The 25,885-nt window shown below is 43.6% G+C and carries 23 protein-coding genes; 15 read left to right on the forward strand and 8 right to left on the reverse strand.

Annotated features, from left to right (window positions below; genetic code table 11):
- Positions 1–58: 58 nt before the first annotated feature.
- Both YK48G_RS07840 and YK48G_RS07845 read right to left on the reverse strand, forming a co-directional pair.
- Entirely contained in the window at positions 59–1,243 is a 1,185-nt protein-coding gene (locus YK48G_RS07840) for an aminotransferase class I/II-fold pyridoxal phosphate-dependent enzyme (RefSeq protein ID WP_203630174.1), read from the reverse strand.
- Between the two features lie 771 nt (positions 1,244–2,014).
- Positions 2,015–2,737 carry a demethylmenaquinone methyltransferase gene (locus YK48G_RS07845; RefSeq protein WP_203630175.1) on the reverse strand — a complete coding sequence of 241 codons (723 nt, stop codon included), beginning with the start codon at positions 2,735–2,737 and terminating at the stop codon, positions 2,015–2,017.
- Between the two features lie 66 nt (positions 2,738–2,803).
- On the opposite strand from YK48G_RS07845, the gene YK48G_RS07850 reads away from it, so the two are divergent.
- From YK48G_RS07850 to YK48G_RS07860, 3 genes are all read left to right on the forward strand, one after another.
- Positions 2,804–3,715 (forward strand): 1,4-dihydroxy-2-naphthoate polyprenyltransferase, encoded by a 912-nt coding sequence (locus YK48G_RS07850; RefSeq protein ID WP_203630176.1) that lies wholly within the window; start codon positions 2,804–2,806, stop codon positions 3,713–3,715.
- Between the two features lie 79 nt (positions 3,716–3,794).
- A complete protein-coding gene (locus YK48G_RS07855; RefSeq protein ID WP_203630177.1) occupies positions 3,795–4,334 on the forward strand; it encodes a hypothetical protein in 540 nt (179 codons plus the stop codon).
- Between the two features lie 28 nt (positions 4,335–4,362).
- On the forward strand, positions 4,363–5,220 hold the full coding sequence (locus YK48G_RS07860; RefSeq protein ID WP_203630178.1) for a hypothetical protein: 858 nt from the start codon (positions 4,363–4,365) through the stop codon (positions 5,218–5,220).
- Positions 5,221–5,483: 263 nt separating this feature from the next.
- Here YK48G_RS07860 and YK48G_RS07865 read toward each other — a convergent pair whose 3' ends face one another.
- From YK48G_RS07865 to YK48G_RS07875, 3 genes are all read right to left on the reverse strand, one after another.
- Positions 5,484–6,410 (reverse strand): L-lactate dehydrogenase, encoded by a 927-nt coding sequence (locus tag YK48G_RS07865; protein ID WP_203630179.1) that lies wholly within the window; start codon positions 6,408–6,410, stop codon positions 5,484–5,486.
- Positions 6,411–6,568: 158 nt separating this feature from the next.
- On the reverse strand, positions 6,569–8,212 hold the full coding sequence (locus tag YK48G_RS07870) for a peptide ABC transporter substrate-binding protein (RefSeq protein ID WP_203630180.1): 1,644 nt from the start codon (positions 8,210–8,212) through the stop codon (positions 6,569–6,571).
- 511 nt (positions 8,213–8,723) lie between these two features.
- Entirely contained in the window at positions 8,724–9,359 is a 636-nt protein-coding gene (locus YK48G_RS07875; protein ID WP_203630181.1) for a histidine phosphatase family protein, read from the reverse strand.
- A 464-nt stretch (positions 9,360–9,823) separates the two neighbouring features.
- Here YK48G_RS07875 and serC point away from each other — a divergent pair, with 464 nt between their 5' ends.
- The 10 genes from serC (at position 9,824) to YK48G_RS07925 (ending at position 18,027) form a co-directional block, all read left to right on the forward strand.
- Positions 9,824–10,900 carry a 3-phosphoserine/phosphohydroxythreonine transaminase gene (gene serC / locus YK48G_RS07880; protein ID WP_203630182.1) on the forward strand — a complete coding sequence of 359 codons (1,077 nt, stop codon included), beginning with the start codon at positions 9,824–9,826 and terminating at the stop codon, positions 10,898–10,900.
- Between the two features lie 20 nt (positions 10,901–10,920).
- Positions 10,921–12,087, forward strand: coding sequence for a phosphoglycerate dehydrogenase (locus YK48G_RS07885; RefSeq protein WP_203630183.1), 1,167 nt, complete (start codon positions 10,921–10,923; stop codon positions 12,085–12,087).
- A 100-nt stretch (positions 12,088–12,187) separates the two neighbouring features.
- Positions 12,188–12,928 (forward strand): CPBP family intramembrane glutamic endopeptidase, encoded by a 741-nt coding sequence (locus tag YK48G_RS07890; RefSeq protein ID WP_203630184.1) that lies wholly within the window; start codon positions 12,188–12,190, stop codon positions 12,926–12,928.
- 216 nt (positions 12,929–13,144) lie between these two features.
- Complete coding sequence (locus YK48G_RS07895; RefSeq protein ID WP_203630185.1) at positions 13,145–13,582, forward strand: LytTR family DNA-binding domain-containing protein; 438 nt, start codon at positions 13,145–13,147, stop codon at positions 13,580–13,582.
- Positions 13,579–14,031, forward strand: a complete 453-nt coding sequence (locus tag YK48G_RS07900) for a DUF3021 domain-containing protein (protein WP_232365322.1) — start codon at positions 13,579–13,581, stop codon at positions 14,029–14,031. Before YK48G_RS07895 ends, YK48G_RS07900 begins: the two co-directional genes overlap by 4 nt.
- A gap of 539 nt (positions 14,032–14,570) precedes the next feature.
- On the forward strand, positions 14,571–14,885 hold the full coding sequence (locus YK48G_RS07905) for a DMT family transporter (protein WP_203630186.1): 315 nt from the start codon (positions 14,571–14,573) through the stop codon (positions 14,883–14,885).
- Positions 14,886–14,997: 112 nt separating this feature from the next.
- Complete coding sequence (locus YK48G_RS07910; protein WP_203630187.1) at positions 14,998–15,924, forward strand: ABC transporter ATP-binding protein; 927 nt, start codon at positions 14,998–15,000, stop codon at positions 15,922–15,924.
- Positions 15,914–16,687, forward strand: coding sequence for an ABC transporter permease (locus YK48G_RS07915; protein ID WP_203630188.1), 774 nt, complete (start codon positions 15,914–15,916; stop codon positions 16,685–16,687). The genes YK48G_RS07910 and YK48G_RS07915 overlap by 11 nt, the downstream gene beginning before the upstream one ends.
- 2 nt (positions 16,688–16,689) lie before the next feature.
- The gene (locus tag YK48G_RS07920; protein ID WP_203630189.1) at positions 16,690–17,328 is read left to right on the forward strand and encodes a TetR/AcrR family transcriptional regulator; all 639 of its coding nucleotides are present in this window, start codon (positions 16,690–16,692) and stop codon (positions 17,326–17,328) included.
- A gap of 147 nt (positions 17,329–17,475) precedes the next feature.
- Entirely contained in the window at positions 17,476–18,027 is a 552-nt protein-coding gene (locus tag YK48G_RS07925) for an NUDIX hydrolase (RefSeq protein WP_203630190.1), read from the forward strand.
- Positions 18,028–18,086: 59 nt separating this feature from the next.
- Here YK48G_RS07925 and pyrC read toward each other — a convergent pair whose 3' ends face one another.
- Together pyrC and YK48G_RS07935 are read right to left on the reverse strand one after the other, a co-directional pair.
- Positions 18,087–19,361, reverse strand: coding sequence for a dihydroorotase (gene pyrC / locus YK48G_RS07930; protein WP_203630191.1), 1,275 nt, complete (start codon positions 19,359–19,361; stop codon positions 18,087–18,089).
- Between the two features lie 24 nt (positions 19,362–19,385).
- Entirely contained in the window at positions 19,386–20,333 is a 948-nt protein-coding gene (locus YK48G_RS07935; RefSeq protein WP_203630274.1) for an aspartate carbamoyltransferase catalytic subunit, read from the reverse strand.
- 563 nt (positions 20,334–20,896) lie between these two features.
- Between YK48G_RS07935 and YK48G_RS07940 the strand changes: the two genes are divergently transcribed.
- Positions 20,897–21,958, forward strand: coding sequence for a carbamoyl phosphate synthase small subunit (locus YK48G_RS07940; protein WP_203630192.1), 1,062 nt, complete (start codon positions 20,897–20,899; stop codon positions 21,956–21,958).
- The gene (carB, locus tag YK48G_RS07945) at positions 21,958–25,026 is read left to right on the forward strand and encodes a carbamoyl-phosphate synthase large subunit (protein ID WP_203630193.1); all 3,069 of its coding nucleotides are present in this window, start codon (positions 21,958–21,960) and stop codon (positions 25,024–25,026) included. Before YK48G_RS07940 ends, carB begins: the two co-directional genes overlap by 1 nt.
- Before the next feature lie 82 nt (positions 25,027–25,108).
- Here the strand turns inward: carB and YK48G_RS07950 are convergent, their stop codons facing one another.
- Positions 25,109–25,882, reverse strand: coding sequence for an acetoin reductase (locus YK48G_RS07950; protein ID WP_203630194.1), 774 nt, complete (start codon positions 25,880–25,882; stop codon positions 25,109–25,111).
- Between the last annotated feature and the right edge of the window lie 3 nt (positions 25,883–25,885).

Raw genomic sequence — 25,885 nt, forward strand, 5'->3', positions numbered from 1 at the left:
TGGTGGGTTTTTAACCCCACCTCATTGCCTGCTCAGCACCATTCAAGCAAAATCATTTTTATTTTTCACTAACTTGTTTGCTGGCAACATATTGTTGGATACGCTCAACTGCTTTTTGTAAGTCTTCGGTACTTGCCGCGTAACTGATTCGCACATAGCCTTCACCGCCAGCGCCGAAGAATTTACCAGGGATCAACGCAACGTGGGCTTCTTTAGCCAAATCATAACAGAAGTCAACACTACTTTGGTTCAGACCAGCTGGAATTTTAGCAAACACGTAAAAGGCCCCAGCTGGCGTTGGGCAGGTGAACCCAGCCTGGGCGAGGCCGGCCGTTAACAAATCCCGCCGTTTTAAGTAGGTTGCTTTCATTGGTTGAGCGTCGTCAAAGCCATTCTTGAAGGCTTCTTCAGCGGCCGCTTGGGTGTTGGTAGCTAACGATGTCATCGTAAATTCACTAACCTTGGCAACTTCGTCAATAATAGCTGCTGGACCACAAATCATCCCAATTCTCCAACCCGTCATCGCGTGGGACTTCGAAACGCCATTCATGACTAAGGTCTGCTCCGGCAAAATCGAGCCCATCGAAACGTGGGTGCCATCGTAAGTTAACTCACTGTAAATTTCATCGCTCAAACAAATCATATCGTACTTAGAAATAACCGCCGCTAATTTCTCCAAGTCAGCTCGGTGATAGGTCACACCCGTTGGATTGTTCGGGAAGTTCAAGATAACGGCTTTGACAGTCCCTTGGTTGTCATCGATTGCGGCTTGCAGTTTTTCGGGAGATAACACAAAACCATTATCGGACGTATCAACGAAAACCGGCTTGGCGCCCGCTAACATGACAATCGGAATGTATAACGGGAAAATCGGCGTTGGGATAATCACAGTGTCACCGGGATTGAGCATTGCCGTTAACGACGCGTAAATTGCTCCAGTGGCGCCAGCGGTCATCAGCACTTGGGTTGCCGGATCGTAGTGCAAACCATATTTCTTATTCAAGAAATTGGCAGCCGCTTGCCGCAAGCTATCGGTTCCCCGTGAATTGGTGTAGTGGCTTTCATTATCATTGATTGCGTTAATCGCTGCTTGTTTCACGTGCTCCGGGGTATTGAAGTCAGGTTCACCCAAAGTAAGTTTGACAATATCTGGAATCGTTGAAATCTTCTGATTGAAGGTTAAAATTGCGGCGGGCGTTAACGCAGCCACCCGTTTGTTCATTTTTTCTGATAATTGACTCATAGTGTGTCCTCCTAATGTATAAGTGAGCGGAGCAAAGCGGTTAGAAAGCGGAGCGTAAGTCTCCTTTGTGGGAAATTCCCGGGCTTGGAATTTTTCACAAAGGTGCTTACGCGCAGATTTCTGCTTTGCGCAGCTGTCCAAAAAAGTGAGCGGAGCCAGGCGCTTAGAAAGCGGAGCATAAGTCTCCTCGGACGGGAATCCCCGGGCTTGGGATTTTCGTCCGAGGTGCTTATGCGGAAGTTTCTGCTTTGCGTAGCTGTCCTAAAAAAGTGAGCGGAGCCAGGCGCTTAGAAAGCGGAGCCTAAGGCTACTTGACCAAAAATCCCGGGCCTGGATTTTTGGACAAGTTGACTTAGGTGCAGCTTTCTGCTTTGCGCAGCTGTCCTAAAACAAGTGAGCGGAGCCAGGCGGTTAGAAACCGGAGCATAAGTTTACTTGGCCGGAAATCCCGGGCTTGGATTTTTGGGCAAGTAGGCTTAGGCGCAGGTTTCTGCCTGACGCAGCTGTCCTACAAAATAGGGCCCTTCACAGTCAGCTGATTGACTGAAAAGGACCCCACCATTGGTTTAATCCCGCACAGTCAATAACTGATCTGTGCGGCCTTTAAATTCTCATCACGAAAATCTCTTGGCTTATCACAGATCAGATCTGGAAAAACCAAAAGTAATATCGGCAACTATTCAAATGAGTTCGATGTAAGTTGGTCATCATTAAAAACTCCTTAGAATAAGTTAATTACATGATAGCCGTTTTAATATACATTGGCAAGGGCTATTTTGACTTTTCTACCTGTCCAAGATGCAAAGCAGCGGCGCCAAAGGTAAGCGGTCGATAGGAAACATTGATCATCCCCGCTTGCCGAAACATCTGCGCTAACTCTTTGGCAGAAACAAATTGTTTAGCGGTTTGTTGCAAATATGAATATTCCCGATATTTACCAACAGCAAATTGGGCCATCACTGGAACGGTTTTAAAATAAAGCCACCATCCTAGTTTAAACAACGGCGAGGTTGGCTGCGAAGTTTCTAGCGATTCAATTTGGCCACCTGGTCGAACGACGCGAACCATCTCTTTTAAAACCCGATTCGCGTCCGGAACGTTACGCAAGCCAAAGCCAATGGTGGCAACATCAAATTCGTTATCCGTGTATGGCAGCTGCATTGCATCTCCGGCCACGAAAATCACACGATCAGAAACACCTGCTGCGGTTATCTTTTGCTTGGCAATTGCCAACATATCTTCGCTAAAGTCCAAGCCAACCACGCGCCCAGAAGGCCCCACTGCCTTAGCCAAGGCAACCGTCCAATCGCCGGTACCACAGCAAACGTCAATGACAAACGCGCCGGTTAACTGCTGAAGTTCTTTCATGGCGACTTGTCGCCATTTACGATGCCGACCCAAGCTAATTAAAGAATTCATCGAGTCGTAGTTGGGGGCTAGTTCGTTAAACAATGATTCAACTTGTGACTCCGGGGTCTTATTTGTTAAGCTCATGTTGCCACTCCTTTGGTATAATTTGATTGTGCCTTGTAACAAATCGATTCAAAAATGGAGGTTCCTATGGATTTATCAACATTTACCGAACTAATTGAATTTAAAATTCTCGGCGCCAGCGCCTTTCCGTTTAGCGTCGGCCTTTTCTTTAGCTGGTACTTTTTAAATTCCGTTAACGGATTATACGCGGCCTTATTTTTTATTGCCATGATTTTATTTGATGCGGCTGTTAACGTCATGGACAACTATAATGATTTTCACCATTCCGATGCCGAAGAATATAAATCAAAAACCAACATTGTCGGCCGAGCAAACATCTCAGCAACCTTTCTAAATAGTTTGTTGGTCATTTTAATTGGTCCCTCAGCTGCGATTGGTCTTTATTTAACAGCCAAAGTGGGCTTGCCACTCCTTTGGATGGGGATATTCTGTTTTGCCATTGGCATACTATATTCCTCTGGACCTCACCCAATTTCTAGCACCCCATTTGGTGAATTGGCCTCTGGCTTTACGATGGGTGTGATGATCGTCTTGATTTCAGTTTACATTAATTCCTATCAAGTGTTCACGTGGAATGCCGAATTATTGTTAGAAATTTTATTAGCCGCCTCTCCAGAATTTATCTGGATCGGCAATATCATGTTTGCCAATAATATTTGTGACGCCGAAGAGGACCGCTTAAATCATCGTTACACGATTGTCCATTATTTAGGCGTTTCTCGCTCTGTATTCTTATTTAACGCGATGAACGTGCTTGTGATTTTGCTGATTTTTTTGGCAATCTTTTTAGGCGTTTACCCAGTTGCCTTGATTTCTGTGGTTCTAGCAGTGCCATTCATCTTAAAGCAAATGCGATTATTTACCGCCAAACAGGTTAAAACCGAAACCTTTATCTGCTCAGTACGAATTCTAGGCGCCGGCTCCCTTAGCCTCTGGGTTGGCTTCTTAGCTTATCTCCTATATGTATGGGCACGCTAAGCTTTTTGGCAGGGTTAACAATAATCCCGCTAACGCTTAAAAATTGGATCAAAGCCAGCCAAATAAGGAGCGTGATGCCATGCGTTACAAAAAAATGATGACACTAGTTGGCAGTTTCATTCTCTTGATGACCGTTTTAGGTAGCGTCATTGTTTTTCAGTCTAAATCCGGCTCACGGCCACCTAGTGATCGACCAGCGGCTAAGAAGCGTTATCGGCCGCTCACGACTAATACTTTTTATCGGCACCCTAAGATTCGCGATAGTGCCATTATTTACTTTGCCATCAAGCACGTCCACATTCAGCGCTGGCAAGAAATTGCCGACTTTAAGGCCGGCTGGCAGGTCGAAAAATACCGAAAAGCTGGCCACTGGCGCTACTTGGTTTGGCCCGATCAACATATCACTGAACAAGAAAAGCAGCTGACCCCAAACTGGTTTGAATTTAGACATGCTAACTATGTGATCTACCATAGTTTTGAGGTTCACACGGCCCAAGCCGATGAGGACCAGCACGTCAAAGTCAGTATGAGCAACATTCTAAAACACATTAATGCCGATCGGGCGGCGGGGACGGTGCGGAGGATGACTCGAAAGTTGGTGATCAGGGATCATGATTGAGGGATTAGCAAAACAAGGAGATTTAACGATGGATAAGAACGCTGATTTAACAAGGAAAAAGCGAATTAAATTATTAGCACTCATTACACTGAGCTTAATCATTGGGGTCACGACTTTGCCTCATGTCGAAGCCGCTTCGACTTATACCGTCGACAAAGTCATTGCTGGTAACAACGCCGATCGTGCCTATCATTTAGTCAATAATTCCAAGAATATTTATCTTTGGAACAGCCACCACACAAAAGCCGAAGCCAATTTAAAAAATTATAAAAACTATAGTTGGCGATACTATGACCAAAGAGCAATTCTATCTCACAATTCAAAAAGGTCAGTTTATTATTACGTTCAAGGAATCACTCCTAACGGCAATGATAGTAGCAAATTACATGGCATCGTTTGGCGTGGTTACCTAACCCCTGGCGTCAATCCCAACTACAAGCGGCTTAACAATATTGGTTTTCGTTATTTTGATACCGATCGCGACTATCTAAACTATATTCAGAAATCACCGTCACAAAAATTAACCCGCGAAGTTTTAAAGCTGTTTCCCAACACCAAATTATCAATCCAACTTACCAAAGCCGCCGGTGGTGCCAGCCCTTGGGATTGGAACAGCCCAACGGTTGAGGGATACAAAAATATTCTTGAATTTCCAGCGGCCCAAAAATACTTCAATAAGCGTTTTTATAAGGAGGGCATGTCCGATAGCGCAAGGTTCCAATTAATCAAAACTGCCATTGACAAAAGCGGCTACAGTCAAGCAAAACGAAACGCGCTAAGCAATTACGAAATTGGCATCTATTATTACAATAATCCGCATCGGCTTATTTCCGACGAAGCGCCCGGTTTTACCATTGCCATTCCTGATGAAGAGTCGCTTTCGTAGCGTTGCCCTGGGTTATTGGGCAGCATGGTCAATAGTCGTGAGAGCTGCACTTAGCCTGCTTAGCGAAAAGCAGCCGCTCGGCTAACAATATAGAGGCCTTATTCCAAAATCCAAAATCGGAATCTCTGTTCTAGGCGACTAAGCCTAATGGCACTCCGAGAAACAGTCACCAACAATATAAGCGTCCCACTTCCCAAATCCAAAACAGGGATTTGAGGAGTGGGACGCTTATATTACTGCGGCTAAGCGCTTCTTTGCGCACACTAACTCTTCATCGACTCCTTAAACTTAGTCTTAATAAAGTTAGCTGAAGTCTGCAGTTTTTCTTTTTCTTCATCTGTTAAGTCCAGTTGCACCTTTTCGAGAATCCCGTCTCGGCCGACAATTGCCGGGTAAGACAAGTAGGTATCCAATTCTTCTCGATAATTTGAAACCGCCAATTGGGTTCTAGCATCACTGATCACCGTATTAGCTAAACGGACTGCCGCCGTTGCCACGCCATAATTTGTATACTTCTTACCATGGAAAACGTTAAAGCCACCCTCACGAGCTGCCTTATCTAATTGGTTCAAATCAAGGCCACGTTGCTTGGCAATTTCGGTGATTGGATGGCCCAATACCCGAACCGTCGACCACGCCGTAAATTGAGAATTACCATGTTCACCCAAGTTGTAGCCCGAAACCGAGCGCGGATCGATACCCAACTCTTTGGCAACTGCCCGCTTCATTCTTGAGGAATCAAGCAGTGTTCCAGTTCCAATTACGTGTTTCTTTGGCAAGCCAGTAAGTTGTTGATACATCGATGTAATCACGTCAACTGGATTTGAAATGTCAACGATGATGCCATTGAAACCAGACGCCTTAATCCTTGGGGCCACCGACTTAACCGCCTCACTGGTAAACGGCAGTTCAGCAAACCGGTCATCATTTTTATTATCCTGTAACTTGATGTTTCCTAACGCCGAAATAATAACGTCTGCGTCCTTTAACGCCGAATAATCATTAACCGTAATGTTCGTATGATATGGCAGGTTAGACATTGCGTCTTCAAAGTCAGTCGCATCAGCTTCCACTTTCTTTTCCCTAGTATCAATTAAAACCAGATCATCCGCAAATCCGCATGCAACTATGTAGTGAGCGGCCGTTGAACCAACATTGCCCATTCCAATAACAGCTATTTTTCGTGTCATGTAATCACCTCATATTATGTTTGATGCTACAAGTTTAGCACGGAAATGATAAAAATGGCAGTTAAATTAAAATGTTAAATTATTCTTTGAATATTAAAAAGAAGCCTCTAACTTTTTAATCAGCTAAAGACTTCTTATTTTGGAAATAATCACTTATCTTACTTCATATAAGCATATTTGTAACTCCACTGAGTACCCGCGGTATTATGGATAACTCCCTTTAGTGCTGGTTTCTGCAAGTATGACGTCACTTGCTGATACAACGGCGTCATGCCTTGATCCTTATTAAATAATTTTGCGGCTTGAACCAAATCATCCCACCGCTTTTCGGCATTATTAGCATCCTGATTCTGCGCGCGGCTAATCAAGCGATCATAAGTTGAATTAGTATACTTGCCATAGTTATAGGCCGTGTTTGATTCTGGAATTTGTAAGAACGAGATCGGGTCGTTAAAGTCAGCGCCCCAGCCAGACAGGTAAATATCAAATTCCCCTTTTTGGGCATCTTGGGTAGCCACTTGACCTGGCACGTTTCGAATATTAAGAGTCATCCCGGGCAAAACCTTTTCCAGTTGCGCCTTTAGATATTGGGTCACTGGGCTGGTGGTCTGGTCGTCACTAGATGCCAGGATTGAGAGACTAACTTTTTTAACGCCAACTTGTTTGAGTCCTTTTTGCCAGTATTGCTTAGCCAATTTTTCGTTATGGTCAACGGTGTTAGCCACCGTCTGTTGCTTAGCAAAGTCGACTCCCGTCTTCGGATCACTGGCTAGCTTGGAAGCCACGAACCCAGTTGGAGTAGCCGAACCATCACCCAATACTTTTTTGGTCAACTGCTTTCGGTCAACTGAAAGCGAAATCGCCGTTCGAATATTTCGGTTACTCATGACTTTTCGCTTCGTTGAATTGGCATCTTTAAAATTATATTCCAAGAAGCTGACCAGTGAGTAAGGGTATTGTTTGAATTCAGAATTGTTTTTATAATTTTTAATTTGCTGGTTTGACAGCGGTGTTAAGTCAAGCTTACCTTGTTGGTATAATTCAAGACCAGTTGTTGGGCTGGCAACAACCGTATAATTAATCTTTTGAAGCTTAACGGCTTTTTTGTCCCAATACTGATTATTTTTAACAAACTGCCACTTATTACCGGTGCCATTCCAGCCCTCAATCTTGAACGGGCCTGAATAGACCATATATTGGGACTTGGTTCCGTATTTCTTGCCGTACTTTTGAACAACTTTTTGATTCTGGGGGCCAAATAACGGATAGGCCATCAAGACCTTAAAATAAGCAATTGGCTTATCCAATTGAATCACAACCGTCCGATCATTGACTGCTTTAATTCCAACCGCATTTGGTGACAACTTGCCTGCATTGACTTTATCCGCGTTTTTAATCCCACTAAAAAGATAAGCATACGTTGACTTTGTCTTAGGGTTCAAAGTTCTTCGCCATGAATAAACGAAGTCTTGGGCGGTAATTTTGTCGCCATTGCTCCACTTGGCGTTCCGTAAGGTAAACGTCCAAGTCTTGCCATCTTTTGACTTCTTAGCACTTTTAGCCAACCCGGCCGTTGGTTTACCATCTTTGCCTAATCGATAAAAGCTCTCAAAATTATTGCCGGTTTGGCCATAGCCGGTAGACTTAGAAATGTCAATGGTGTCTAGCGGCGCTGTTGTACTCAGATTCAGTGTTTGGCTCTTCGTGGAACTTGATTTTTTGCTTGATTGTCCACAAGCCGCCAACGTAATTGAAATCAACCCAATCACCGCGACCAACAATATTGCTCTTAATTTTTTCATTTTTATCCTCCAAAAATATCAATTTAGTTTATAAAGCTAACATCTGACTACACAATGCAATCTTCCCCTTTATTAACTTCAACGTTGGTGGTACCCTACATGAGTTTAACTACGCAGAAGTCTGACATATTTGTTGAAAATAAAAAGAGTGCCGCAAACTCCAGCTAACACTGAAGTTGCGACACTCTGGAATCCGTTCAATCGATCAGCATACAGAGCGATCACCATGAAATGGATTTCCTAAAGAAGCCACCATCAGCGCTAACCTGAGCTGGACACATTGAACAACACATTAATTGTACCGCTGACGTTTGCATAGGTGACCCCTCCTCGTTAAAAATAAGTGAGCGGAGCAAAGTGGTTAGCAATCGAGGTGTAAGTTCCCTTTGAGAAAAATTCTCAATTTGAAATTTCTCACAAAAATGCTTACATGCAGATTGCCGCTTTGCGCAGCTTTCCTTAATATCTGCAACAAATATAAAGTAATTGGCCACATTTGTCAACCAAATTACTAAAATCCTGAATGAACAACTCGATTATAATATCGCAAGTAGTAATCGTGACTAGATGCCCTCAACGTTATTTTTGTCACGCTGGTGTTATCAGGTTCTTCGATCACCATCATTTCTTTTGGTGATCCCAATGCGGCTAAAACCGCCGCTTTAATCGTAAATCCGTGGGTCACGACGATCACATTGCCATCAGGGTTGTTTTGCCCGACGTCTTCCATAAAGTCTTGTACCCGTTTGATCACGTCATCAAACGTCTCGGCCCGCCCGCCGGCAATCGTCACATATGTTGGCAAGACATCATTTAAGACGTGGTCAAACACATCCGGGTATTGCGCCTCCAGCACCCGATTCTTCTTACCATCCCAATCGCCATATGAAATTTCCAACAGCCGATCATCATAGGTTATCGGTAGGTTCGCGCTCTGATTCAAAATGTTTGCTGTATCTTTTGTCCGCTGCAGTGGGCTTGCAATGATTTGATCCGCAAACGAAATATCGAAACCTTCGTGCAAACTTTGCGCTTGTTTCTTTCCGGTTTCCGATAGGTAAGTAATCTCGGTATTAATGATTCCTTGCTTAAGCCCAATGGCGTTGGCCCCGGTTTGACCATGGCGAATAAAATAAAAATCAGTCATGCGTGGTTTCCTCCAAATGATTGCCGACCACTGTCAGTAATGAGCAATCGATGTTTTAACAAAGTTATTGCCAGTTCAAATTATCCAGCCGATTCGTAGACGGCCGAATTGTTTCATGCCCTAGTTAAAAATCTATCATGTTCGCTACGCGCTTGCAAACACCTTTTGATGAAATTAGTTAAATTGATCTTGCATTTAACTGTGGGTTCTGTTAGATTTTAATTATAAGAAACGGAGGTTACTCATATGAATAAGGTTTTAATTAAGCTAACAACAATTAAATCATCCTCCTGGTCTACGGTGCCATTCATGTAGGCCAACTTTCGTATGGGTAATCCTCAACAAAAGGTCTTACATGGATGAAGCCTTTCATCACACTGTGAGACCGGCTAAATGCGAACGACTGGGCTCTCACAGTGTCACACTGTGAGAGCCTTTTAATTTATAACAAGGGAGTTTTAGCTATGACGGTTTATAACTTTGCAGCGGGGCCAGCAACCCTACCGGATCCGGTCATCAAACAAATACAAGCGGAATTACCATCGCTTCAGGGAACGGGCATGAGTGTCCTAGAAATTTCTCACCGTTCTGCAATGTTTGACGATATCATCAATACAGCTGAACAGGATATTCGCGACCTCATGCATGTTCCGGCAAATTATCACATCTTATTCTTCCAAGGAGGCGGGACGGGCCAATTCGCGGCCGCTCCGCTTAATTTAGCCACTCAACACAAACGAATTGCTTTACTCGACAGTGGTCACTGGGCAAGCCGAGCAGGCGATGAAGCAGCTAATCTCGGCGTGACGGTCGACACAATCGCTTCTACCAAAGACAAGCATTACCAGGAACTCCCCCATTTAGATAAACCCCTGTCGGCTGAAGACTATGATTATCTCCACGTCACTACCAACAACACCATCGAAGGAACTGCCTACCACACATTACCTGAGCACGGTGACGTCACACTGGTTGGTGACCTCTCTTCTAACTTTATGGCCGAAAATTATAATGTCCAAGACTTTGGCCTCATTTTTGGTGGGGTTCAAAAAAATCTCGGTCCAGCCGGCGTCACCATTACGATCGTCCGGGACGACTTGGTCAAGCCGGTTGAACATATTCCAAGTATTCTAAATTACGCCCTATTTGTTAAGAAAAATTCAATGTTTAACACGCCGCCAGTGTTTGCAATTTACGCTACCGGACTGGTTCTCAAATGGTTGAAACAACAAGGCGGGTTAGCCGAGATTGAAGAGGTTAACCGAAAGAAAGCGGCGTTGCTTTACGACTTCTTGGATGATTCCAAGTTGTTCACCAATTACATTAAGAAATCAGACCGCTCACTCACTAACGTGCCATTTACAACTGATAACCCTGACCTGGACACACAGGTTATCCAAGCAGCTGCTGATTCTGGCCTCATGAACTTAAAAGGCCATCGAAGCGTTGGCGGCCTCAGAGCCAGTCTTTATAATGCAATGCCAGTTAAAGGGGTTCAAGCCCTGGTTGACTTTTTACACAATTTTGAAACTCAACACTGAGTCATAAAGGAGAATAAACCATGTATCAAGTAAAAACATACAACGCGATTGCCCAAGCTGGGCTCGATCAATTCACCGATAACTACCAAATTAATAAAACAGACGAAGCCGATGCCTATCTAATTCGATCTGTCAATTTGCACGATCAAACATTTCCTAAGAGCCTCAAAGTCATTGCCAGAGCTGGTGCCGGGTTTAACAACATCCCCCTCGACAAAGCAACTCAAAACGGAACGGCCGTTTTTAATACCCCCGGCAGTAACGCGAATGCTGTAAAGGAGCTCATCATTGCCCTTTTGGTTGCCTCATCGAGGAATCTTTTTGCGGCTGCTGATTACGCTGCCCATAATAGCGGTGCCGATATTTCGCTGCGAACCGAAAAGGATAAGACGCGATTTAAGGGGACTGAACTTACCGGCCGGACGCTGGCCGTCATTGGGGTTGGCCACGTTGGTTCCTTAGTTGCCAACGCTGCTAGTGCTTTAGGCATGAAAGTGATCGGCTATGACCCATACTTGTCAGCCGACGCCGCTTGGCACATTTCAACCCGGATTACGCGAGCTAGAACCCTTGGCGAGGCACTAAAAAGCGCGGATTACGTTACGGTTCACGTCCCAAAGAACGAGGAAACCACCGGCCTAATTGGCAGTGAACAAATGGAAATCATGAAAGATGGCGTCAAACTGTTCAACTATTCCAGAGGCGGCATTATCGACAACGCGGCAGCAATCGAAGCCCTGGACGCTCGAAAGATTCGAACCTATTACACTGACTTTGGTGAAAATATACTCTTAAACCGAGACGATGTTGTTGTCACGCCCCATATCGGTGGTTCAACCATTGAAGCTGAAGCCAATGGGGCAACTCAAGGGGCTAATACCATCATGACGTATTTGGAAACTGGCAACATTATCAATTCAGTTAATTTGCCTAATCTCCAAGTACCCTTTAACGCCCCATACCGAGTTACAATTATTCATAAAAACATCCCCAATATGGTCGGCCAAATTGCCACAGCCTTAGCGGATGCCGGCATTAACATTGAAAGTATGAGTAACGCTGCTAGAGACGGCGTGGCCTACACCATCATTGACTTGGATAACTTAAAAAATGAGGAAGATAATAAGCTCATTCAACGATTAAGCAAAATTGACGCTGTCTTTCGGGTGCGCGTGTTGAAGAAATAACAGGTTAGTGGTCATCATCTCTAAAATAACTTGTCATCCACAACTTTCTTAGCTACTATTATTCATAAGTCTTATTTTTTTGGGGGGCGGGGCGATAGTCATGCAACGATTTTGGTTTGAGCGCAAAAACGACCAACGCGAATTTTTGTTACTTGATACTAAGCTCGACCAATGGCGGCTTTGGGCATTATTACTTTTTGTTTCAATTGCAACGGTGGTCTGGGTGGCCTTTGCGAAAACCGTGACTTTCAATAGTTACTTGGCAACAACTGTTTTCGATGACGTTCTTCCCATGACCATCATGATTGGCGGTGTTTTGTATCTCAGCCAAGGCCAGCTCAGCCAATTATTTAGCAAGCCTCGCTGGTCTGATTTTGGCTTTGCTGCCGTGATGTTTATTCTTCAATTAGCCTATGCGCTCGCGGCGGCAACTGGCCTCCAAGCACTAGGCGGTTCATTAGGTGAAAACGGCTCTGCTACCGAAATTGCAGAATCAAACAATAAGTTGGTGGCGTATTGCCAGAGTATTTCCTCGGATCTCTTTGACCTCATGAACGAAGAGTTGCTTAGTATTGTGATCTTCTTGACAATTGCGGCCCTCTTAATTCAGTATTACCATTTTAGCCGTCGCGCGAGCCTCGGGATTGCAATGCTGTTGTCAATGTTGATCTTCGGGCTGCTTCACTTTCAAGCCTATGACTGGAATCTGGTTCAGATGCTTGCCATTATTGCCGTTGAACGATTTTTTCTCAACGCAACTTTTATCCATAGCAAGACCATTTGGCCGTCATATGTAGCCCACATGATTTTTGATGGGTTGGCATTTTTAGCAGCGATATAATTTGCCAGGGCATTAAAATTGAATAAATCTAATCAAAGTACTGAATTCTTGATATTTGATAGGGGTCACGATCATTTTCTACACAATGTTCGTGGCCCCTTTGCTAAAACTCTTACCACTGGTCGCCAATATCTGCCAACCATCCCCAAAAGGTATCAAGAATTGCATTAAGTCATTATGATTAAGTCATTATGATAATAACAGGAGGTGAGCAGTTTGGAAGTTCAAGTTAAAATTATTAACGATCTCAATCCTAATACGATTGTTTTGGGAGTTCGGCAGCACAGTGAACCGCTTAACAAAATCATTGCCTATATCGAAAGCGTGCAAGGCGCAACTATTACCGGTCAAATCGACAGTCGAAACAAGATCATATCCTTGTCGGACTGTCTATCATTTTACTCAAGCCAAAAGAAAGTTTACGTCAAAACCTTTAGTGGTGATGAATTTAAAGTTAACAAGCGACTGTATACCCTGGCCAATTCTCTTCCCAGAGATTTCATTCGCATCTCAAACACAGAAATCATTAACTTGGCATACGTAAATGAATTTGAAGTTTCACCCACTGGTATTATTATCATTCATTTTAAGAATGGCACCCAAACCAGTTCATCAAGACGGTATCTCCGTCAAGTAAAGGAGCGGTTATCATGATCAAAAAATTCAGTATCCAAACAATCGTCGGCATTGTCTCCGGGGTATTTATTGGCTTTGTATTATCGTTAATCTTTTCATTACTGAACGGGGCAGTTAGTTATTCCCCTTCAACGCCGAAATTTGTTGCCCAATTTAATGGATCACTTTCTGCTACGGTCTTTTCAGCACTTCTCTGGGCTTTAATGGGGATTGTATTCGCCGTTGGATCTCTTATTTTTACCATCACCGATTGGAGCATCGCTAAGATGACCATTGTTCATTTAGCGGTTACTTACTTTGGCTTTTTACCACTAGCAATTTTGGCTGGTTGGTTTCCACTAAATTTTGTTGAATTGGGCGGCTTTACCATTATTTTTATTGTGGTTTACATCGCTATCTATATAACCAGTATGATCGTTGCTCGTAAGGAAGCTGAGTCCCTAAATCAAAAGTTGAGGGAGAGATAACGCGTACTAGTAGATTCAACAGCTTTCCATTTACCAACCAGATGTGCTATGATATCAGTAACTTAATAACGACTGCCACCGGGCAGCAATTGTGGGTACTTTTGGCAATTCCGTTAGGTCTTTGAAGGAATTGTGAGGGGTACCATTTTTTTATTAGGACAGCTGCGCAAAGCAGGGATCTGCGCGTAAGCACCTCTAACAAAAATCCCAGAACCGGGGATTTCCGTTAGAGGAGACTTACCCTCCGATCCCTAACCGCTTTGCTCTGCTCACTTTTTTAGGACAGCTGCGCAAAGCAGGGATCTGCGCGTAAGCACCTCTAACAAAAATCCCAGAACCGGGGATTTCCGTTAGAGGAGACTTACCCTCCGATCCCTAACCACTTTGCTCCGCTCACTTTTCAGGACAGCTGCGCAAAGCAGAAGCTTGCACCTAAGTCGACTTGCCCAAAAATCCAAAACCGGGATTTCCGGCCAAGTCGACTTAGGCTCCAGCTTCTAACCGCTTTGCTCCGCTCACTTTTATTTGGAGGTTTTTTTATGAATTGGATTACATTAATTATTGCTGGTCTTTTCGAAGTTGTCTGGGCAACCGCCATGAAATTTAGCCACGGGTTTACCCAATTAAACGCAACTTTAATCACTATCGTCGGCATGCTAATCAGTTTCTTCTTACTAGCTCACGCAACCAAAACATTACCGCTGAGTATCGCTTATCCAGTCTGGACGGGTATTGGCGCGGTAGGGACGGTCATTGCCGGTATCATCTTATTTGGTGATAAGATTTCGCCAATCACCTGGGGATTTGTAATCATGCTGCTTATTAGTATCATCGGCATTAAGATGACAAGCTAATTTAGCCTTTCTTATCTCACCAATTAAATGAATGTTTGATTTAGGCTAGTTTTTTGTATCCTTTAAGTTTACAATGTAAATTGTGATTACAACGTAAACAGGAGGATATAGAATGACCTTATCAATAACCTTAAAGAACATTCGCAAAAGTTTTAACCGAAGAACAATTCTAAATGGTGTCAACTTACAAGTCCATCAGGGTGAAATCATCGGCTTACTTGGTCCAAATGGTGCTGGCAAATCAACATTAATCAAATTAATGACTGGCCTACTTGAGCCTGACTCTGGCGAAATCACTATTTTGGGTCAACCACTCCACAAAAATAAACGAGAATTAAGAAAATATCTTGGGATTGCCCCCCAATCGTTAGCAATTTATCCACAACTAACAGTCAAACAAAATCTAACCCATTTTGGGGCAATTAACGGCCTCTCAGTTGAACAACTCCGGACCAAATATACCAAGGTACTCACAACATTTAATCTCACTAATCTTCAAAACCAGCGGGCAATTAATTTAAGCGGTGGTCAAAAAAGACGACTGCATTCTGCAATCGCCCTAATGAGTCAAGCAAAAATCATTTTTCTTGATGAACCGACCGTGGGGGCTGACGTCGATTCTCGCAATCAAATCATCCAATCAGTTAAGGCACTAAGTCATCAAGGTATCACCGTTATTTATACAACGCATTATTTGCAAGAAATGGAGGCCCTAAACGCGCAGATTATTTTCTTAAATCATGGCGTTATTCAAGCAACTGGCAGCGTTAAAAGCATTGTGCAGCAATATGCCCATCCTTCACTGGAACTTTATTTTGGCAAAAGTATTTCGGATAACGTAGCTGGATGGCAACGATCGGATGACCACCTACACTTAATTAATTCAAGTCCCCATCAAAACTATGCAGAAGTATTGCAAGCAGCCTTAAGTAACCCTATCGTACAAAAAAGCCAGCTTATTAACGTTAAGATCTTAAGAGCCGACTTGGAATCAGCCTACCATACCTTATTAGAAAAGAGTGTCAACCATGAAATCTAAACAAATTTTGTCAGAAGTTCGACTAAATAGTCGGCTACAGTTAGCTAATCCCACCGTTCCCATTATTTTGATCCTTATCCCACTAATCATGGCACCCTTCATGTTACCGGCTGCTAAGACCCAATTAATTGCTCAAGGATATTTTCATGCAAATGGTTCTGAGCAGGTTATTCCAGGACTAGCTGTTTTGTTTTCCTTCTTTTCAATTCAACTCATTATTCAGATGTTCTTTGATGAAACAGTCTGGAACACTTGGGACCGTCAACAGGTTTCTGCCACATCATTGGGTGAAATTATTACCGGCAAGGTGTTGGTTGCCTACCTGATTCAACTCGTTCAACTTTCAATCATCATTTTATTAAGTATTTGGTTATTCAACTTTCATCTTAACGGGAGCTGGATTGCTTTTGTCGCCATCATCATACTCTTCTCGGCTGTCTTGACTTGCTTTGGTACAATGATTGTGAGCTGGGCAACCTCGGCAAACATTGCACTCTCATTATCAAACTTACTGGGAATTTTGTTGGCTGGGTTGGGTGGAAGTCTCTCACCAACAAACACCTTCCCACGGTGGGCAAAAGCGATTGCTCAATTTGATCCCGCCTACTGGGCTTTATCAGCAATCAGAAAAGTCAGTCTTAACCATGCAAGTTTTGGTACAATTAATCATAGCTTAATCATTCTTTTAAGTATGGCCATTATTTTTGGCGTAGTTTCCTTAATTGGCTTTAAGTATCAACCTCTTACAGAAGGGAACCATTAGCAATGAAACCAGTTAAACCAACGAAAGACACTTTAAATCGTTCTTACATTTTACAAACGGCACTCGAATTATTAGACAATGGGGGCCTTCAAAAATTCACCATGCGAAAACTAGGTCAGAAAATGGCCGTTTCCCCAATGGCTGTTTATCGTTATTTCCCTAATCAGGGAGCTCTTTTTGATGGATTAGTTGAGTTGATTTGGCAAAAAGCGTTAACGACCCAATCAGGCCAAACAGATCACAATTGGCAAGAGCAGCTCATTAGAATTATGGCTCAATTGCGGGAAACATTGCTAGCCCATCCCCAAGCCCTCTCACTAATCTCAACTCATCCATTAGTTACCCAGTCAGAATTGATGCGCGTAGAAGAAATTCTAAGCCAGTTGAAAAGTGCCGGGTTAGTAATCCAATCAACAACTGTTTTCTTAATTAATTCCATGACGGCTTACACATTGGGGTTCGTTTGGGCAGAGGCCATTGAACCTGAGGGTGGTAAAAATGCGGATTCAAATTTACTCATGGACAGTCAACGTTATTCTGATGATTTTAATCAACTTATGCACCCAATAATGACTAATCAGTTCACAACGGATCAGCAATTCTTAATGGGTATTAAAGCCCTTCTAGCAGGTTGGCAGTGAGTAATTATTAATTAGTTACCGGTAACTATAATCCACTTCATCTGCAACTTTTATGGTGTGGTGAAAAAATCTTGGATAATGGTTTTTTTACACCAATGCCAATATAATTAGAATATTTCCACAATCTTTTTACTCAGGAGGTTTTCGATGTTCAAAACATGGCACCATCCCGGCTTAATTCTCAACCGCAAGAATGTCTACCACGGTCGCGTCTTCGCCGTCGATCAGTTACACATTCAAACCCCAGACGGCTTAAAAATCGAACGGGATCTTATCAAAACGGCCCCTACTATTACGATTTTGGCCCTCACCCAAGATGAACATGTCGTTATGACTAGCGAATACCGTGCTGGCGTTAACAGTGATTCCGTGTCTTTACCAGCAGGAATTGTCAATCCTGGCGAAACTGCCGAACAAGCTGCTAAGCGAGAATTACAAGAAGAAACCGGCTACGTTGCTCAATCAGTCACTCGAATGACCCGAATCACGTCTTCAGAAGGATTCATGGATCAGTTTGCTGACTTAATGCTCATTAGGTTCAATCCAGACGACCGCGTCAAAAAACATTTTGACCAAGATGAATTCGTCAATAGTGAATTAGTACCGCTTGACAAAGTTATCCAGTGGATCAAGGATGGCCAAGTCAATACCGCCCAAGCAGTTGCCTCAGTAAGCTATTACAAACTATTCATCAAATAAGTCTAAGAAAAGCGCCCCCAGAGTCGAACACTGGAGGCGCTTATTTTGAGTGATAAAACCTAATTATTTTGATAAACCACGTTACCATCAACCAGCGACATCACCGTTTCACCGTAAACCGTCTCGCCAGTAAACGGCGTGTTTTTACCTTTTGATCGGTACTCACTTTCCACAATGGTATGAGGCTTATCCAGATCAAAAATCGCAATATCCGCCGGTTCACCAACTGCTAAGCTACCCGCGTGAGCCATCTTAAAGACGGCAGCCGGCCGGCGACTCATCCAGTTAATTAATTGATCCAGGGTGAAAATACCAGTTTTGACAAACTTCGTGTACAACATATTAAAGGCCGTCTCGCTACCGGTAATCCCGAAGGAAGCTGTCGCAATTGATCCCGTCTTATCTTCTTTGGTATGGGGGGCGTGATCGGTCGCTATCATATCAATGGTCCCATCCAACAAGCCAGCAATTAAGGCTTGCCGGTCATCCTCCCCGCGCAATGGCGGGTTCATCTTATAATTCGGATTGTCTTCTGTGATATCCTCGTCAGATAACAATAAATGATGCGGAGTTACTTCAGCCGTCACGTTAATCCCAGCCTTTTTGGCTGCTCGAATGATGTTGACTGTGTGCTTAGAAGAGACGTGGCAGACATGATAGTGAACCCCGGTTGCTTCAGCTAAAATAATGTCTCTGGCAGCTTGTGCCGTTTCACTGACCCACGGCATCTCTTTTAAGCCCAGGCGGTTAGCCGCCCCACTATTTAAAACGCCGTCATATGTAAGGTCATCATCTTGGACATGTTCGACAATTGCCATGTCCAATTGAGCTGCCTGCTGCATCGCTTCGTACATTGTACTGCTCTTTTGAATCCCGTTGCCGTCGTTGCTAAATGCAAAGGCGCCAGCTTTTTTTAATGCCGGAAAATCAACCAATTCATCGCCACCACGGTGAGTCGTGATAGTCGCGTACTGCTTAATATGAACGGCGCCATCACTTTGGTTTAATTGAATCAAACTTTCAAGCCGCTTAGGACTATCCGGAGCCGGAATAACGTTTGGCATTGCGCCCACCGTCGTAAAGCCACCATGAGCCGCTGCCAAGCTTCCCGTTTTAATTGTCTCTTTTTGCTCTTGGCCCGGTTGGCGATAGTGAACATGAACATCCACTAACCCCGAACTAACGAAGTGATGATGCGCATCAATGACGTTATCAACACCATTACTTCCTATTGTAGGCGCAATTTTTTTGACAACGCCATCGTCAATTAAAATGTCCCGATCAACTAATTGACCGTTTTCTAGGATCCGACCGTTCATAATCACGCGTTTCATCGGTTTGAATTCTCCTTGCTAAAATTAATATTCTTCGTTAATTAATCCTCGATAGCGAAGCATGCTGGTCATGATCGCCATTCGAACGAAGACGCCATTAGCCATTTGTGGGAAGATTCGCGATTTGTCACATTCGACAAGTGAATCGGCAATTTCAACGCCACGGTTAACGGGAGCTGGGTGCATGATAATTGAATGTTCTGGCATCATTTGTTCACGGGCTTCAGTTAAACCGTACATTGCATGATACTTTTCAGCGGAGAAAGTGCCATTTTCGTCATCGCTAATCCGTTCGTGTTGAACTCGGAGAAACATCATGACATCCATTTGGGAAACCAAATCGTCAATTGGCAACCATTCGCCGTATTTAGCAAATTCTTCGGTGTACCACTTCTTAGGGCCGCCAAAGTAAACGTGAGCGCCTAACATGGTCAAAACTTCCATATTTGAACGGGCAACCCGAGAATGGGTTAAATCACCGACGATAGCAACCTTTAAGCCTTCAAAGTGACCAAATTCTTCATAAATCGTCATCATGTCAAGCAATGATTGAGATGGATGTTGACCAGAACCGTCACCACCATTGGCGATGCCGACATGGATGTTTGGATCGGCAATTAAATCCTTGTAGTATTCGTTTTGGCGAGCCCGAATGGCCATGACATCAACACCAATTGCTTGGAAGGTTTTAATGGTATCCCCCATTGATTCACCCTTATTAAGCGAACTGTTTGATGGGTCAAAGTTAACCACTTGCAAGCCTAATTTGCGTTCAGCCATTTCAAAACTGGTATGGGTGCGGGTACTGCTTTCAAAAAATAGATTTGCGGCATAGGTTGGTCGCTTTAATTCGATTTGCTTGCCTGCCTTAAAATCTGAGGCTTCGTGGATAAATGATAAAACATCCTGGGCTGAAAGGTCTTCCATACTTACAACGTTCTCAAAACTAACTGGCTTCGTAATTTGCATCATCATTAGGTTCCTCCTCAGGAATAAATAAAAGCGCCTTGCCATGTTCGCAAAGCGCTCCTTTTGTGTAGTGGAATCACATTTTTGGGACGTTTTGCTCTCACGGGAACAATTAAATCGTCAACTATATTCTGCATAAAAAAATCCCCTTTACCGCCGTTAGGTAAAGAGGTTTGAGCAATTCCCAAGATAGTCTTAGGTTCACCGATTCCTTATTAACCTCACGGGGTTAAAATTAAAGGTTCTTTTTTTGTTATCTGAATCATATGCTATTTTCAGAAAAAATACAAGGCCAATTTGAAAAATAATTTTGAAAATGTTTATTTATCCAAACAGACGGGATTATTGAATCACAAGGGTTATCTTATGTATACAGGGCAAACCTCAACGATAATCATTCATTCTAATAAATATACATATTCATTTTTAAATCTACATAAAAATCCAAATATCACGATTTTTTGTATAAATCAGCTTGACATTTGTCCAAAAAGCTCCTATCTTTATACATCAAAAGCGTTAGCCGCTTGTATCACGTAGATGTTAGCAAAATTGGAGGCTTGGACATGAAAAAATATTTAACACTTGAAAACGGCGACGTCTTTGTCGGGACAGCCTGCGGTGATTTAGCAGGCGAAATCGATGGTGAGTTGGTTTTTACCACTAGCATGACCGGCTACCAAGAGACCTTGACAGATCCGTCGTACAAAAATCAAATTATCACGTTTACCTATCCGTTGATCGGTAATTACGGTATTTCATTGGGCACCAACCAATCCGACACTGTCGAGGCAGCCGCAGTCGTTGTCAAAGAAATGACCGATCAAGTATTTCATTACCAGAGCGTTATCTCACTTGACGCTTACTTGAAGCAATCAAAAGTTCCTGCAATCAGCGGCATCGATACCCGGCGGCTAACCAAAATCATTCGCCAATATGGAACAATGAAAGCCAGCTTAACCAATCAGCCAATTGATGCTAATAGGGCTGCTAACGAGCATCAGGCCTCAATTATCAAAATGGCTTCACTTTCTACAACTAGCGACAAGAAAATCGATCACGTTGTCTTAGTTGACTTTGGTGTCAAGGACAACATCGTTAGATCAATGCAGCGACCAGGTGTTGACGTAACCGTCGTAACCCCCGAATCCACTTTTGAAGACATTGTTAACCTGCATCCCACTGGTGTTTTATTATCTAACGGTCCTGGTGACCCTAAAGATTATTCGAACTTCCTGCCAGTCATCCAACAATTGCAAGCTCGCTTCCCAGTCTTTGGCATTTGTTTGGGGCACCAACTACTTGCTTTAGCTAATGGCGCGCAAACTTACAAAATGACATTTGGCCATCGGGGCATTAATCATCCGGTTAAAAATTTGGAAACCGGTGATATCTTCATCACCTCTCAAAATCACGGATATGCTGTTGATTTTGATTCCGTCAAATCAACGCCACTGAAGGTCACCGCCTTAGAGGTCAATGACAAAACCGTTGAAGGCCTGCGCTATCCAGGACGGCCAGTCTTTTCGGTTCAATATCACCCAGAAGCTGCCCCCGGTCCCCATGACGCTACTCAGTTATTTGACCACTTTATTGACTTAATGCATACCAACGAGGAGGTTCACTAATGCCAAAACGAACAGATATTAATAAAATTGTGATTATCGGCTCCGGTCCAATCGTCATTGGACAAGCTGCCGAATTCGACTATGCGGGCAGTCAAGCTTGCCTGAGCCTGCGTGAAGAAGGCTACCAGGTTATCCTAGTGAACTCAAACCCAGCAACCATCATGACCGATGATGAGATTGCCAACAAGGTTTATCTCGAACCGCTAACTGTCCCAAGCCTTAAAAAGATTTTGATCAAAGAACGCCCAGACGCCATTTTACCAACACTCGGCGGCCAGACCGGCTTAAATTTGGCCGTTGAACTCAGCAAAGACGGGATCTTGGATAAACTAAATATCGAACTGCTTGGCACCAGTCTTAAAACCATCAACCAAGCTGAAGACCGCGAACAATTTAAAGATTTGATGGAAACTCTTCATCAGCCAATTCCCGCCTCTAAAACCGTTTATGACTTGCAAACCGGCATCCAATTCGCGCACCAAATTGACTATCCGGTTATCATTCGCCCCGCCTATACATTAGGTGGTACCGGTGGGGGGATCGCCCATAACGATGCCGAAATGACAACCATTCTAAACCGTGGTTTGACCATGTCGCCATCAACGGAATGCTTGGTAGAAAAGAGCATTGCTGGTTATAAAGAAATCGAATTTGAAGTCATGCGGGACCACCATGGCAGTTCAATTATCGTTACTGGAATGGAAAACTTTGATCCAGTTGGTGTGCACACCGGCGACTCAATTGTGTTCGCACCAACGCAAACGTTAACTGACAAAGAGTATCAACGATTGCGAGATGCATCGCTCACTATCGTTGATGCTCTAAAAATCGAAGGCGGCTGCAATGTACAGCTAGCCCAAGATCCATTTAGCGAAAACTACTACGTGATTGAAGTTAATCCTCGAGTTAGCCGTTCATCCGCATTAGCCTCCAAAGCAACCGGTTATCCAATTGCAAAGATTGCGGCTAAAATTGCGGTTGGTTTAAATCTCGATGAAATTATCAATCCAATTACGCAAACCACATTTGCAATGTTTGAACCAGCCTTAGACTACGTTGTTGCTAAGATTCCGCGCTTTGCGTTTGATAAGTTCACAAACGCCGATCGCAAACTGGGAACCCAAATGAAAGCTACCGGCGAAGTGATGGCAATCGGCAGTACGATTGAAGAAGCCCTCCTTAAGGCCGTTCAATCATTGGAGTTAGATAAGCAAGCTCAAGTGAACCTCATTCCTGCTTACACAAGCAACCTCTCATTAGGTGAATTGCTAGAAAGGATTCAGACACCAACGGACTACCGCTTATTTGAACTATTTGCAGCCATTGGTAAAGGGGCAACAATTCAGCAAATCAATCGTTCAACTCAGATTGACTTGTACTTCTTATCCAAACTAGAAAACATTATTAAGATGCAGCAGAAACTCACGGATGGCCTGTTAAGTGCCGATTTGGTGCTTGATGCCCGCAAACTCGGCTTCAACAACACCATGATCAAAGCGGTCCGTTCCGTTACCGATAACGAATTAGCTAAACTCGACGGCATGGAAGATGAACGAACCGTTTACAAGATGGTCGATACCTGTGCTGCCGAATTTGAAAGTACCACCCCTTACTACTACAGCACCATCGGCAGTGAAAACGAAAGCCATCCGCTTGGCAATAGCATCGTGGTTATCGGTGCCGGCCCAATTCGGATTGGTCAAGGCGTTGAATTTGATTACGCAACGGTTCATTGCGTCAAAGCCATTCAGGCCGCTGGCTACAATGCGATTATCATTAATAACAACCCCGAGACCGTTTCAACAGACTTTTCAATTTCTGATAAGCTCTACTTTGAACCACTAGACATTGATAGTGTGATGAATGTGATCAATTTGGAACAACCAATTGGCGTAATCGTTGAATTTGGTGGTCAAACCGCTATTAACTTGACCGAGGCCCTCACTCAAAACGGCGTGACTATTTTGGGCACCTCCATGCATGGTATTGAACAAACCGAAAACCGCCATGATTTTGAAGAGTTGCTGATTAATCAAAAAATTGATCATCCAAAAGGTGATACGGCAACTAATGCCGAACAAGCTCATGAAATTGCCGATGAACTTGGGTTTCCAGTTCTGGTTCGGCCAAGTTTTGTCCTTGGTGGTAAAGGCATGGCGGTCGTTGATAACGACGCCGAACTTGATGAATATTTGGTTCCAGCCTTAAAAGCCAGCCACGGCGAACCATTGTTAATTGATCAATATATCCATGGCATTGAATGCGAAGTTGATATTTTAAGTGACGGTCATCAAGTATTCGTCCCTGGAATCATGGAGCATCTTGAAGGCTCAGGTATTCACTCGGGCGATTCGATTGCCATGTACCCACCACAGCATCTCTCTGCTGAAACGCAAGATAAGATTGTGGCAATCGCCACCAAAATTGGTCAGCAAGTTCATGCGGTCGGTATGATGAATATTCAATTTATCGCCGCTAACGACACGGTCTACGTGATCGAAGTCAACCCGCGGGCATCTCGAACCGTCCCGTTTATGAGCAAAATCACCAAGCTACACTTAGCTCAATTAGCAACCCAACTTATTTTAGGCAAATCGCTTAGTGACCTCGGCTTAAACCCTGGACTATATCCAGAACCAACAAAAGTCTACGTCAAAGCACCGGTCTTCTCATTTGCTAAGCTTCCAGGCGCCCCTACCGCACTCAGTCCGGAGATGAAGTCTACCGGTGAAGATATCGGCAGTGGCAATAGTTTGCCCGAAGCCTTACACAACGCCTTATTCGACAGCTACCATATCGATACAAACGATCTTCACGGCGTCGTCTTAATTTCTGAATTTGATGCTCATGATGATCACGTTGAAAGCAAATTAAAGAGTGCTGGCTTCAACGTTCAACCTTATCAAGTAGATATGGTCTGGCCAAGCGAAGTCGCCTTTGTACTTGCTTCACAGGATGAAACGTCGGATCAAAAACAGTTAGTGGCAAAAGCACTGAGCCACCAAGTACCTGTGTTCACGGCTCAAGATACGGTCTTAGGTATTTTCCAACCACAGCTGATTAAATAATCAAATTCAACAAACCACTAAAAAAGCCTTGTTAACAAGTTCAAACACTTGTTAGCAAGGCTTTTTTTACGTCCTTGAATTTTTAAACGTACTTGATCCCACCATCAACCATGATGGCTTGACCAGTAATGTAATTCGCTTTTTCACTCGCTAAAAATGATACTAAGTTGGCAACGTCTTGCGGTTCTTCACCACGGCCTAATGCAATCCCCTTCAAATACTCTTTAAGGGATTCACCCTTGGCAACATGGTTCACTTGACCCATTTCTTCGTCAATTTGATCCCACATTGGGGTTAACACGATTCCTGGGCAATAAGCATTAACGGTAATTTGATCACGAGCCAGTTCCTTTGCGGCTGCTTGGGTCAATCCGCGAATGGCAAATTTAGTAGCTGAATAGGCGCCAAGTAATTCAAAGCCCTCATGACCAGCGATGGATGAAGCGTTAATGATTTTTCCAGGCGTCTTTTGTTTCTTGAACTGTTGAGCTGCCGCCTGAATGCCAAAAAACGTTCCTTTGACATTAATATCCAGCAACTTATTGAGGTCTTCCTCTTCGGTGTTACAAATCTGTGCAACGTGCGCGATGCCTGCATTATTAACAAAAACGTCCATTTGGCCAAATTGATCAACCGTTTGTTTAACGGAATCAAATACTTGATCCTTATATTGAACATCTGATTGGATAGCGACTGCTTTGCCGCCATCTTTGTTAATATCATCAGCCACCCGTTGAACTTTGTCTAAATGACGGCCAGCTAAGGCAACTTCAAAACCATCCTTAGCTAATTGACGTGCGATTCCTTCACCAATTCCTTGACCAGCACCTGTAATTAACGCAACTTTTTTTGTCATGTT

This window comes from Lentilactobacillus fungorum (assembly GCF_016860605.1).
Classification (GTDB): Bacteria; Bacillota; Bacilli; order Lactobacillales; family Lactobacillaceae; genus Lentilactobacillus; species Lentilactobacillus fungorum.